13 protein-coding genes are annotated in these 11,560 nt (G+C 28.0%); 5 read left to right on the top strand and 8 right to left on the bottom strand.

Annotated features, from left to right (window positions below; translation table 11 throughout):
• Positions 1 to 58 precede the first annotated feature (58 nt).
• Positions 59 to 1,135, top strand: a complete 1,077-nt coding sequence (gene flhB, locus L8W40_RS07865) for a flagellar biosynthesis protein FlhB (protein WP_133319972.1) — start codon at positions 59 to 61, stop codon at positions 1,133 to 1,135.
• Here the strand turns inward: flhB and L8W40_RS07860 are convergent.
• Positions 1,127 to 1,906 carry a sulfite exporter TauE/SafE family protein gene (locus tag L8W40_RS07860; protein WP_133319971.1) on the bottom strand — a complete coding sequence of 260 codons (780 nt, stop codon included), beginning with the start codon at positions 1,904 to 1,906 and terminating at the stop codon, positions 1,127 to 1,129. The genes flhB and L8W40_RS07860 overlap by 9 nt on opposite strands.
• A gap of 111 nt (positions 1,907 to 2,017) precedes the next feature.
• Between L8W40_RS07860 and L8W40_RS07855 the strand changes: the two genes are divergently transcribed.
• From L8W40_RS07855 to L8W40_RS07845, 3 genes are read left to right on the top strand one after another with little or no spacing between them, the layout of a single operon-like run.
• Positions 2,018 to 3,154: an N-acetyl sugar amidotransferase gene (locus L8W40_RS07855; protein ID WP_133319970.1), complete on the top strand. Its 1,137-nt coding sequence runs from the start codon at positions 2,018 to 2,020 to the stop codon at positions 3,152 to 3,154.
• A complete protein-coding gene (gene hisH / locus L8W40_RS07850; protein ID WP_133319969.1) occupies positions 3,151 to 3,762 on the top strand; it encodes an imidazole glycerol phosphate synthase subunit HisH in 612 nt (203 codons plus the stop codon). Before L8W40_RS07855 ends, hisH begins: the two co-directional genes overlap by 4 nt.
• 1 nt (position 3,763) lies before the next feature.
• Positions 3,764 to 4,501, top strand: coding sequence for a HisA/HisF-related TIM barrel protein (locus L8W40_RS07845; RefSeq protein ID WP_263665127.1), 738 nt, complete (start codon positions 3,764 to 3,766; stop codon positions 4,499 to 4,501).
• Here L8W40_RS07845 and pseH (L8W40_RS07840) read toward each other — a convergent pair.
• The 7 genes from pseH (L8W40_RS07840) to pseF all read right to left on the bottom strand — a co-directional run bounded on the left by pseH (L8W40_RS07840) (position 4,469) and on the right by pseF (position 10,284).
• Complete coding sequence (gene pseH / locus L8W40_RS07840; protein ID WP_263665126.1) at positions 4,469 to 4,933, bottom strand: UDP-4-amino-4,6-dideoxy-N-acetyl-beta-L-altrosamine N-acetyltransferase; 465 nt, start codon at positions 4,931 to 4,933, stop codon at positions 4,469 to 4,471. The two genes, L8W40_RS07845 and pseH (L8W40_RS07840), sit on opposite strands and share 33 nt — an antisense overlap.
• Positions 4,930 to 5,598 carry a PIG-L deacetylase family protein gene (locus L8W40_RS07835; protein WP_263665125.1) on the bottom strand — a complete coding sequence of 223 codons (669 nt, stop codon included), beginning with the start codon at positions 5,596 to 5,598 and terminating at the stop codon, positions 4,930 to 4,932. The genes pseH (L8W40_RS07840) and L8W40_RS07835 overlap by 4 nt, the downstream gene beginning before the upstream one ends.
• Complete coding sequence (locus L8W40_RS07830) at positions 5,588 to 6,274, bottom strand: methionyl-tRNA formyltransferase (RefSeq protein WP_258108356.1); 687 nt, start codon at positions 6,272 to 6,274, stop codon at positions 5,588 to 5,590. The genes L8W40_RS07835 and L8W40_RS07830 overlap by 11 nt, the downstream gene beginning before the upstream one ends.
• A 39-nt stretch (positions 6,275 to 6,313) precedes the next feature.
• Positions 6,314 to 6,775, bottom strand: coding sequence for a UDP-4-amino-4,6-dideoxy-N-acetyl-beta-L-altrosamine N-acetyltransferase (gene pseH, locus L8W40_RS07825; RefSeq protein ID WP_263665124.1), 462 nt, complete (start codon positions 6,773 to 6,775; stop codon positions 6,314 to 6,316).
• A complete protein-coding gene (pseG, locus tag L8W40_RS07820) occupies positions 6,772 to 7,596 on the bottom strand; it encodes a UDP-2,4-diacetamido-2,4,6-trideoxy-beta-L-altropyranose hydrolase (protein ID WP_263660812.1) in 825 nt (274 codons plus the stop codon). Before pseG ends, pseH (L8W40_RS07825) begins: the two co-directional genes overlap by 4 nt.
• The gene (locus tag L8W40_RS07815; RefSeq protein ID WP_263665123.1) at positions 7,593 to 9,482 is read right to left on the bottom strand and encodes a motility associated factor glycosyltransferase family protein; all 1,890 of its coding nucleotides are present in this window, start codon (positions 9,480 to 9,482) and stop codon (positions 7,593 to 7,595) included. Before L8W40_RS07815 ends, pseG begins: the two co-directional genes overlap by 4 nt.
• Positions 9,483 to 9,597: 115 nt before the next feature.
• Positions 9,598 to 10,284, bottom strand: coding sequence for a pseudaminic acid cytidylyltransferase (pseF, locus tag L8W40_RS07810; protein WP_263665121.1), 687 nt, complete (start codon positions 10,282 to 10,284; stop codon positions 9,598 to 9,600).
• Positions 10,285 to 10,346: 62 nt separating this feature from the next.
• Between pseF and L8W40_RS07805 the strand changes: the two genes are divergently transcribed.
• Positions 10,347 to 11,560: DUF2920 family protein (locus L8W40_RS07805; RefSeq protein ID WP_263665120.1), on the top strand; the 1,214-nt coding region annotated here is incomplete at its 3' end.

Raw genomic sequence — 11,560 nt, 5'->3', positions numbered from 1 at the left:
TTAGCAGATACTTGATAAAATGCTATAATCTTGCTTTAAATTTTTTAAAGGTTTTTTTATGGCTGCTGATGATCAAGAGAAAACAGAAGAACCCACATCCAAGAAAATAGAAGATGCGCGACAAGAAGGAAATGTCCCAAAAAGCCAAGATGCATCTGCTGTGGCTGTACTTATTATAGCTGTGGTTGTGGTGTTGTTTATGATGCCTTTTATAGGTGAGAGAATTAGCGGTTTATATCGTTTTTATCAAAGTTTTATAGGCATTGAAATTGATTTAAAGATTTTACAAAAAATCATTATAAAAACTATGATAGAGATGTTTATTATGGTATTGCCCATTACTTTAGTAATTATGGTAGCGGGTGTGCTTGGAAATCTAATGCAGTTTGGTTTTATTTTTACTACTAAGCCCATTACTCCAAATTTTAATAAAATTAATCCTATTAACGGGCTTAAAAATCTTTTTTCTTTAAAAAAGATTATTGAAGCTTTGAAAATTATACTTAAAGTCGGTGTTGTATTTGGTATAGCTTTTGTTTTTTTATTGCAATTTATGAAAGAACTTCCTAGAGTAGAACTTTATACGATTTATCCACAACTTTTATGGCTTAGGGATAAAGCTATTATACTTGCAGCTATTGTTATCATAGCTTTTTTGATTATAGGGCTTTTAGATGTACTTTTGGTAAGGTATCAATACTTTAAAAACTTACGCATGAGTAAGCAAGAAGTTAAAGATGAATTTAAACAAAGCGAGGGAGACCCTTTAGTAAAAGGAAGAATTCGTCGTTTGCAAATGGAAGCAGCAAGGCGTAGAATGGTGCAAGACGTTGCTAGTGCTGATGTTGTGATTACTAACCCTACCCACTATGCGGTTGCTTTGCGTTATGATAGTTCCAAAGAAGCTGCACCAAAAGTTTTAGCTAAAGGAGTGGATTTTTTAGCTTTGCGTATTAAAGATATGGCATATGAATACAATGTTATGATTTATGAAAATCCTCCTTTAGCTAGAGAACTTTATAAAGCTTGCGAGGTAAATGATCTTATTCCACCAGAGCTTTTTAAAGCAGTGGCAGAGGTTTTAAGCTTTGTTTATACTTCCAATAGACAAAAATTTGCCGATAGATTAAAATAAATTTAGCTTTTTAATCAAGCTTATAATGGTCATAGTTATAGAAAGGGTGTAAATACCTAAAAGTGCTATGCGGTGGGATTTAAGATTGATTTTTTCCATGATTTTTATACCAAGATAAACTCCTAGCATAGAGCTAAATCCTACTAAGCTTCCATTTTGTAACACTTCTTTATCAATGATATCATTATACACAAAAGAACTAATTCCTGAAATTGAAGCAAATATTACAAAAAATAAACTAAGTGGCACTACTTTTTTAGTATCATAGCCTAAAAAATAAGCTAAAATAGGGGTAATTAAAAGCCCACCACCAATTCCTAAAGATATAGCAAAAATTCCTGTAAATACGCCACAAATTAGCAAAATAGAATTTTTTAAGATATTAGAGTGGTTAATGTTTCCAATGGTGCTTTTTTGATTAAAAGCAAATTTTAAAAAGAATACAATACTCACGCATAGAAAAATACTTGTTAAGGTTATATCTGAAAAATATGAGAGTAAAAGCCCGCTAAACATCGCACCTAAAAAGCCTCCAAAGCCTATGATAAGTCCATCTTTTAAGATTAAATTTTTCTTTTTATAGTTTAAATAGGAGCCAAAAATAGAAGCAAAAATCATTTGTACAACAGAAATTGCAACAGCATGATGAGAGCTAAGTCCTAAAGTAAGCATGAAAGGAACGATAATCATACCACCACCTATGCCAAAAACCCCTGAAGCCATACCTGAAAAAATTCCTATAATCATATAAGGAAGTAAAGTTAAATCCATAATTTATAAACCTTTAAATAAAAAATATTGTAACAAAATAAAATTTATTTATCTTTAGAAAATATAATCATAGTCGATTTATGATGACTATAAAGATTTTTTGGAGTTAATATGAAATTTTGTAAAAAATGCGTTATGCCAGATACTAAACCTGATTTGCATTTTAATGATGAGGGAATTTGTGATGCGTGTTGCTCGCAAGAAGCTAAAAATCATGAGATAAATTGGCAAGAGCGTGAAAAAGAATTTCTAGAACTCGTGAAAAAATATAAAAAACATCCTGTGTATGATTGTGTGATAGGAGTAAGTGGTGGTAAGGATTCTACCTTTCAAGTTTTAAAATGTCTTGAACTTGGACTTAATCCTTTGTGTGTTTGTTTTGAACCAAGTATTCCTACTAAAATAGGTAAAAAAAATTTAAAAAATTTAAACAATCTTGGTGTTGATTTAATCCATATCAAAAGAAATCCTTTGGTGTATAAAAAATTGGCCCGCGAAGCTTTTATAAGAACGGGTGATAATGAATGGCAAAACCATTTGGGGATTTTTACATGTGTTCCAAAAGTAGCTGTTGCTTTTGGTATTCCTTTGATTATTTGGGGGGAAAGTCCGCAGATTGAGTATGGTGGGCCAGCTAGCTCTAAAGAAAAAAACACTTTAGGTAGAGAGTGGCTTGAAGAATTTGGCGGACTTTTGGGTAATAGAATTTCTGATATGATTGGTGTTGATGGTATTAGAGAAAAGGATTTATATTTTTATACTTATCCAAGTGATGAAGAGCTTCAAAGAGTAGGAGTTACAGGGTTATTTTTGGGATATTATTTTAAATGGGATTATAAGTATAATTTAAAAATATCTAAAGAAAATGGCTTTAAAACTAGTACAAAACCAGTTGAAACTACTTATGAGAATTTTGAAAATTTAGATTGTTATTCAAATCACGTGCATGATTATTTAAAATACTGCAAATATGGTTTTGGAAGAGCTACGGATAATGCGTGCTTGGATATAAGACTTGGCTATATTAGCCGTGAAGAGGGCGTGAGACTTGTAAATAAATATGATGGAAAGCCACCTAAAAAGGCTATTAAAAAGTATTTGGAATTTAGTGGTTTTAGTGAAAAAGAATTTGAAAAAATTGTCGATTCTTATACTAATAAAAAGATATTTAAACGCGATGAAAATGGTAAATTTTTAAGAGATAGTGATGGATCATTGATAAAAAAAGATGAGTTTGTTTTGAAATGATTTGTATTGTTGATTATCATCTTGGAAATTTTAAATCTGTTTTGAAAGCTTTTGAAAAACTTAATCAAGAAGTGATTATAAGTTCTAAAAAAGAAGATATAAAAAATGCCTCTAAATTAGTTTTACCAGGCGTTGGATCTTTTAAACAAGGTATGGAAAATTTAAAAAAACTTGCACTAGATGAGCTTTTAAAAGAATGTGTTTTAAAAGATAAAAAGCCTATTTTGGGGATTTGTCTTGGTATGCAACTTTTTGCTAGTAAGGGATATGAGGGCGGAGAGTGCGAAGGGCTTGATTTTATAAAAGCAAAGGTTTTGAAATTTGATTTAAGTAAAGAAAAATTATTGCATAGTGGTTGGGATGATTTACAATTTAGTGATAAAAAAAGCAAGCTATTTGATGGAATTTTAGAAAAAAGTGATTTTTATTTTGTGCATTCTTATTATGTAGAGTGTTTAGAAAGTGTGGAAACTTCTTTTTGTGAGTATGAAAAACCTTTTTGTGCAAGTTTTGAAAAAGATAATATTTTTGCTGTGCAATTTCACCCTGAAAAAAGCCAAAATGTAGGTTTGAAACTTTTGGAAAATTTTGCAAATTTAAAGGCCTAGTATGCTTAAAACAAGAATTATACCTTGCGTGTTATTAAAAGATCATCAGCTTGTAAAAAGTATCAATTTTTCTTCTTTTAGGACTATAGGGCATGTAATAAGCACAGCTAGGATATATAATGCTAGAAATGTTGATGAGCTTATAGTTTTGGATATCAATAAAAATAGTGTTATAGATTTTGAAAGCTTAGAAGATATAGCTAATGAGTGTTTTATGCCTTTAACCATTGGAGGTGGGATTAGAACTTTAGAAGATATTAGAAAAGTGTTAGATATAGGTGCTGATAAAATTAGTATTAATTCTATGGCTTTGCAAAATCCAGATTTTATTAAAAAGGCAGCAAATACTTTTGGAAGTTCTTGCGTAGTATGCTCGATTGATGTTAAAAAAGACAAAAATAAATTTAAAGTTTTTAATAATGAAATTTTAGATATTGATCCGCTAGAACTTGCATTAAAATACGAATCTTTAGGAGCAGGGGAGATACTTTTAACAAGTGTTGATAAAGAAGGAAGTTCTTTGGGGTATGATTGGGAATTACTAGAGTATTTCAAAGGTAAATTAAAAATTCCACTCATTATCAATGGAGGACTTTCTAAGCCTCAAGATGGGGTAAAAGCTATACAACTTGGTGCGAATGCATTGGCTGGTGCTTATATATTTCATTTTAGTCAATATACTCCAAATGATGTTAAAAATGAGCTTTTAAAAAATGATATCCCCGTGAGGATTGTTTAAATTTACAAAATAAAAATTATTATCTTCTTTAATAACTTCAAAACCATGTTTTAAATATAAATTCAAAGCTTTTGTATTTTCTTTGAAAACACATGCGTTTAAAGTTTGAACTTTTAAAACATTGAAAGCATAGTTTTTAACTTCTTGCATTAAAAGCTCACCTACGCCTTTTTTTATACCATAAAGCCCAAATTCACAGGATATTTTTATGATATTATTAAAATATATTACTCCCAGTTTCTCGTTATTTTTTATCAACAAAAAATATTTTTTATTTTTGTTTTTGTTTAGTTCTTTTAAAAATATTAAGTGATTTTTATAATTTATATTTTTTGTTTTCATAAATTTAGAGATATTTGGAGAATTTCTTATATAAAAAATTTCCTTTTTTTCTTCTTTTGTAAGATTAGTAAAATTTTTATAAAAAATCACTTTATAACCTTTATACTTTTAAACACTTCAGCATATTGAAGACCAACTCTCATTCCTTGGTATTGTGCATTTATTTTTATCCCCTCTAAACTTCTTGGATGGGGATAATTTCTTAGTTCTGATTGATAAAAAGACATAGCTTTTAGCTTCAAATCAAGCGTCTCACTAATATCAAAAAATACATTAGGTTGAAAGCTTAATGGATAGTTCCATTCTGTACTCGAAAGAATTTCAAAACTATAAATTTCTTTAACACTTTCTTCTTGTAGAGATCTTGTAGCGGTAATTGTTGCTTTGTATGTAATTTGATGGTCTATATTGAGATCTTTTTCATAATGTGTGAAAATTATATTTGGTTTAATTTCATTTTTAACTTCTTCTATACTCTTGACTATTTCTAATAATGGTATTTTATCAAAAGCATTATCAGGAAAAAACTTTCTAAAAACTTTTTTAATGCCTAAAAGATTATTTGCTTTAAATAACTCATCTTCTAAAATTTCTTGTTCATTTTCACTATTTATCTCTCTGCTTGTTTTACCTTCTCCAAGTATTAAAGTATAAGCTTCATATCCTTGTTGAATATATTTTGCTATAGTTCCAAAGCATCCTAAAACTTCATCATCTGGGTGAGCTGCTATAATTAAAATTTTGTTATTTTTCATAAAATATTACCTCTGCTTTTATTTTATTATTGTGTTTTTTTGCGTTTTGAAAAACCATTTTTATATTTTCAAATTCCAAAAAAGCTTTTGGATAATCAATGGCATCAAGCATGCGTATAAAATCATATATTTTTATCAAATTTGGATTTTCGAGTGTATTGATATTACTTTGTTCTTTTGTTCTTCTTTTGAAAATTACTACTTTCCCTTTTTGTATGCGAGGGTTGATTTTTGTATGTAAAATTCTTGGTATTAGTTTAAAGAATATGATTTTTGAGATTTTTTCATAAATTCGTTGTGCATTTGAAATTTTAAAACTAATATTGTGTTTTAGATATATTTCTCCACCATCTAATGTATCACAAGCTTTTAAAGCACAAATTTTGCTTTTATATACCCCTCTTATGATTAAATTTTGTAAAGGTGAACCTCCTCTTCCAAATGGTAAATTTCCAAGGTGGAAAATAATACATTGATAGTTATTGTAAATTTCTTGAGGTATATAGAAAGACCAATGCGGGAAGAATATATAATCTGGGTTTATTTTTGTTATTTTTTCTAAAGTAAGATCGTCTTTTTTTGTTATGAGGTAAAAAGTATATGTTTTATATAATTCTTTTAGTTTATAAAAATTATTAATATTGTGCTCTCTAAGAGTTGCTATGATTATATTCAAACTGCAACTCCATATATTTGATTAAATATATTTAAGTTGTTACCCCCCCCCCATGTATGCAAAAGACAAATTTACAAAATAAAAATTATTATCTTCTTTAATAACTTCAAAACCATGTTTTAAATATAAATTCAAAGCTTTTGTATTTTCTTTGAAAACACATGCGTTTAAAGTTTGAACTTTTAAAACATTGAAAGCATAGTTTTTAACTTCTTGCATTAAAAGCTCACCTACGCCTTTTTTTATACCATAAAGCCCAAATTCACAAGAAAGTTTAGTAATATTGATAAAATCAATCACGCCTATGATATTTTTATCATCATATACTAAAAAATATTTTTTAGTTGCGTTTGTTTTTAAGCTAGATAAAAAGTTTAAATGCACTTCTAGGCTAATATTTTGCGTTTTCATAAATTTAGCAATGCTTTCATCGTTACGCCATTTTAAAACAAGCTTAATTTCTTCTTGAGTCAAATGGATAAAATCTTTTAAAATTATCATATAAAATTCTCCACTTCATAGCCTTTTTTAGCAAGCCATGTTGCAAGTTTTTCTTGATTTTTAGCATAAGCTATGGCTTTAAAATTTGCTTTTAAAATTAAAGCTTCATTTACCAATGAACTTGCGCTAATGATGAGTTTTTTGCTTTCATTCATCAATCTTGCAAGATTAGATTGGTCAATGAGAATTTGTATATTAGGGTTTTTTTGGCTTAATTTTCGAAGTGAGTTTAGATGAGAATTTGCTTTTGTAGTAGCTATGATGATAGTTTTGTTTTTGTTAAGTTTGTTTGCTATATCAAAGGAAATATTTTTTGGATCACTTCCTCCTATACAGATAAAATAATCATAAATTTTTTCTCTTTTTATCTTGCTTTCTTCATAAAACTCATCGCGTATTAGAGCATAGGAAAAGCCACATCTTAATTCACAATATTTTGGCACTAAATTCTCATAATCACTTTCTTTAGCATAAGCATTAACATTTAGTAAAATGTCACAAAAATGTTCTTTTATCTCATCATCAAAACTTAGAATTTTAACCCCTGTTTCTAGCTTGATGAGTTTTTCATCATCTGCAGTAATTTCATAATGATCAATAATCAAAAGATCAAATTTTTCTTTTTTGATGAGATTGATTAGCTCATATACACTAGCACTTGTTAGCTCATATACAGGATAAGGAATTTCATCTATCAAAGAACCTTCTAGAGCTAAACATGCAAAAGATACATCATGATATTGCTTAGCTAACAAAAGATCTCTTTTGATATGTCCGTGTCCTATGGTGCTAGAACTATCGCTTCTAAAAAGAACTTTCATTTGATTTTATGTCCATATCCTCTTTGTATAATGGTTTCTTGCAGTGGAAGTATATTTTTGTGTAAAATTTGTTCATGAGTATCAATATGGGCTATAATTAATTCAAGCCAGTCAATATGTTCTTTTATCCATAGTAAAGATTTATTATGTGTATCATCTTCATTTATAGGATTTAAAACATAAATTTTCGCAAGATTAAACTCAAATTGCATGAGTAGGGGATATAAAATTTCATATAATTCTTGTATATTGCTTTTATTTTCAATACTTGATTTAATTTCATCTATGTATTTTACTATAATATTTAGATCTTCTTGAGTTTGGATATTTTGATAAGATTGTTTTAAATTTGTTAGTTGTTCTTTAAAAATTTTATTTAAATTTTGACAATGCAAAATACTTTTTTTGATTTTAGTATGTGCTTTAAGCATTAATTCATTTTGCTTGTTTAAAGTTGGATTTTCTAATGAGGTAAAAGGCTTTTTTAATTCTTTTGTTAATAATTTTTCACATATTTGCTTAAAAGGTTTTTCTATGGCTCCTGCAATTCTGGCACCACCTTCAGTACAATTATACACAATAACATTGTATTGATTGAAACGGACAATATCACTTTCGAAATTTTGGCGGAATAAGTTCCAAACAAAAGAGCTTTGAACTTTACCTTTGCCACCATAAGCTTTGCATTCATATTTGCCATAATCTTGTTTATAAATTTTATTGTTTATAGGGTAAATATGACCACTTGAGTGTGAATGTCCAGTGTTGCTATAAGCTAGATCCTGTCCAATTAAAATAATGTTTTTATGTCCAAGATTAAATGCCAAATTGGAAGCCATGTTTGCAACACTCCATCCGGTTACAAGATAACCATAGGAATGTAATTGTATAAAATAAATAAAACTAGCACCTGTTGAAGAAACTAATAAATAATTTCTATTATTATTATCTAAATATTTTATTGTATCGGGGTGTGTATATGATTTAAGAATAAATATTATATCTTTATCAAAATTGCCAAAATTGTTATTAAAAAATTTACTAGTCAGCTTTACTCTTTCTAAAGAAATAACATAATCAGGTTTAATGTTATGTTTAGCTAAGATAGGGTAAGCACTATCTGTGCAAAAAATAGTGGCTTTACTAGCGTATTGTTTTAACAACGGAAGTTGTTTAGAAAGACTTGGTCCAGTTGAAACAATGATTGCTGTATCACTTAGATTTTTTCTTTTTTGTAAAAGCTCTTTGTAATTTGGATGAGTTAACATTTTGGGAAGATTATAGGTAAATTGTTCTATGCCTTGAAGTGCATCAAAAGGTAAGTTGCCGTATCTTAATATGTTTTTTTTTAGATGTTCAAGCATATTATTATTAACTATTAATACATCATTATGATATCTTTCGTAATAATCAGAATGTAGTTCTAAAAAATATGTTCTTGCAAAATTTAACATTGGTTGTTGTTTGCATATTAATTCATAATCAGTAATTTTTAATAAATTTGTATCAGCTATTACCAATCTAGCTTCTTGTAACTCTTTGCTAAAATCCATCACACTAAAAGCACTATGGATAATTTCTAAGTCTTTTTCAAAAACAATAATAATCTTATGATGGGGATTTTGCAAAAGAGCTTTATATAAAATTCCATTTCCAAACCCATAAAAATATAATACAGGATATAGACGATATTTTTCATTATAAATTTTTAACATAGCATTTAATTCATCTAAAGGGTTTTTATAAATTAGAGTATTATCTTGAGTATTTAAAAAATTTATATCTAAGCTATCATTACCTTGAATAATCTTGTATTTTGATTTTTTAATAGCTGATAAAGTTTCACTTAATTTTGTTTTTATGCTTTTGATGTTTTTTTGTAGCATAATATTTCCTCATTATATAACTAAAATTACTTTATTATACTTTAAATTTAAAAAGAAAAAGCTTATATTATATAAAATAGAAATTAAAAATTAAAGACTATAGAATTTATAATTTCTATTGTTGAAATCTATATAGTATTTTAGCAAATTCTAAGTCTTCAAAAGTGTCAATATCGCAAATTTTATTTCTTGGAAGTAAAAAAGCTTTAGAATGAGATTTAAACATAAAATCTTCTTCTAGCCACGCTTCTTTTTTGCCAAAGTAAAATGCACCACCATCATGGTAAGCTTTAGTAAGATCTTGTGAGCGTTTATCGTAATTTGACTCATCAAACATATAAACTTTATTTTGATCATCAAGGTAAAAACCTCTTTGTATAGGATATTCAAACTCGCAAGCTGAAAATAAAAATTTACATTCTTCTTGACTAAATTGTTCAAAAGCTTCTTTTAAGATAAACTCATCTATAAGTGGAGCAGTTGCGTATAAGCAACACACATTTTCATAGATTTTACTTTGTTTTTCTAGAGTGATGATGGTATCTTGGATTACAGCGGTTGAACTTGCATAATCATCACTTAGTTCTTTTTTACGCACAAAAGGAGCCTTAGCACCATACTTTAAAGCCACTTCTATGATCTCATAATCATCACTTGAAATAATTACATCATCAAAAATACCTGAATTTAAAGCACTTTCTATGCTATAAGCAATCAATGGTTTTCCCAAAAAATCAATAATATTTTTTCTAGGAATACGCTTAGAACCACCGCGTGCAGGGATAATACAAAGATTTTTCATGATTTCTCTTTAAATTTATAAAAAAGTAAGTATAATTGAATTTTTATTTTAAAAGGCTTAACATGCTCATAAATCAAACTTATTTTATAGACTCTTGTGATGATGTGGAATTAAATATAAAAAGAGAAAGTAAATTAGAATTTCAACTTATATATGATGATACAAAAGAAATTCAAGCTATAATGTGTATCATTCAAGGACTTGGTGCTGATATAAGAGATCCTGTTTTAAAATTTAATATGGAGTATTTTGCATCAAAATATAATGTAGCAGTTTTGAGTGTAAATTATCATGGTATAGGTAATCGTCCTCAAACTGGAGCACAATGGTATTTAGATGATATTGATAAACTTATTTTTGATGCAAGCTTAAAAGCCATTGACATAGAAATTCCTTATGATATATCAAAACTTAATACTTTTGAAGAATTTCATCCTGCTATGGAATATCTTAATAAAGAAATTCAAAAAAAGAAAGACGCTTGGGATTTTGATAGAGATTATTATTTGGATTTAAGTGTGAGCTTAAAACTTACAAATGATGAATATCAAAATTATGGTATTATGCAAACAATTGATATGATAAATACTTTGCTTTATGTAAAAGCGAATATTTTTAAAAATAAAGATTTAAAAACCATTGTAGTAGGGGTTTCACATGGTGCTTATATGGGTATATTATCTGCAAAGATAGCTCCGTGGACTATAGATGCAATTATTGATAATTCTTCTCATGTGACGCTTGATGGAGATGCTTGGAGATATATAGGTTTTGGAAAAGAAGTTGATTTTACTCAGTATTTTTGTTTCGGAACTTTTCACTATTTTAATAATATTAGACTTTGTGCTTCTGAAAAAACACTATGGACTACAAACAAACAATCCCCTTATTATTTTTCACCTGCTAGAAAACTCATTAGAGAAACACTAAATAAAGATCATCTAAATATACAAGCAAAATATCCAAATCCAAAATATATTGCTTATCATTCTAAATTTGATGAATATGTTCCTTTAGAAGAAAAAGAAGAATATGTTAATATTTTAAAAGAACATGGACTTGATGTTGAATTTATAAAAGTTATAGATGAAAAACAAATAGATGGTAAGTTTATTAAAAATCTAACTCATGGTATGGGTATACCTATGAAATTACTTATTAAAAAACACTTACCACAAATTCTACAAGAGCCTTTAAAAGACAAAACTTGTAAAAAAGAAATCTCATATAAGTGTGATGATTTAATATATACTTTTAAAGAGGAAAATGAGCAGAT

The sequence above is a fragment of the Campylobacter sp. IFREMER_LSEM_CL1846 genome (assembly GCF_025772105.1).
Lineage (GTDB): Bacteria > Campylobacterota > Campylobacteria > Campylobacterales > Campylobacteraceae > Campylobacter_D > Campylobacter_D lari_D.
Note: the sequence above shows the minus strand (reverse complement) of the source record. Positions and strands in the feature narration are given on the sequence as shown.

Bases quoted from the DNA above. Each gene is read 5' to 3' on its own strand.
- flhB (WP_133319972.1), top strand. From the start codon at position 59: ATGGCTGCTGATGATCAAGAGAAAACAGAAGAACCCACATCCAAGAAA.
- L8W40_RS07860 (WP_133319971.1), bottom strand. From the start codon at position 1,906: ATGGATTTAACTTTACTTCCTTATATGATTATAGGAATTTTTTCAGGT.
- L8W40_RS07855 (WP_133319970.1), top strand. From the start codon at position 2,018: ATGAAATTTTGTAAAAAATGCGTTATGCCAGATACTAAACCTGATTTG.
- hisH (WP_133319969.1), top strand. From the start codon at position 3,151: ATGATTTGTATTGTTGATTATCATCTTGGAAATTTTAAATCTGTTTTG.
- L8W40_RS07845 (WP_263665127.1), top strand. From the start codon at position 3,764: ATGCTTAAAACAAGAATTATACCTTGCGTGTTATTAAAAGATCATCAG.
- L8W40_RS07835 (WP_263665125.1), bottom strand. From the start codon at position 5,598: ATGAAAAATAACAAAATTTTAATTATAGCAGCTCACCCAGATGATGAA.
- pseH (WP_263665124.1), bottom strand. From the start codon at position 6,775: ATGATAATTTTAAAAGATTTTATCCATTTGACTCAAGAAGAAATTAAG.
- pseG (WP_263660812.1), bottom strand. From the start codon at position 7,596: ATGAAAGTTCTTTTTAGAAGCGATAGTTCTAGCACCATAGGACACGGA.
- L8W40_RS07815 (WP_263665123.1), bottom strand. From the start codon at position 9,482: ATGCTACAAAAAAACATCAAAAGCATAAAAACAAAATTAAGTGAAACT.
- pseF (WP_263665121.1), bottom strand. From the start codon at position 10,284: ATGAAAAATCTTTGTATTATCCCTGCACGCGGTGGTTCTAAGCGTATT.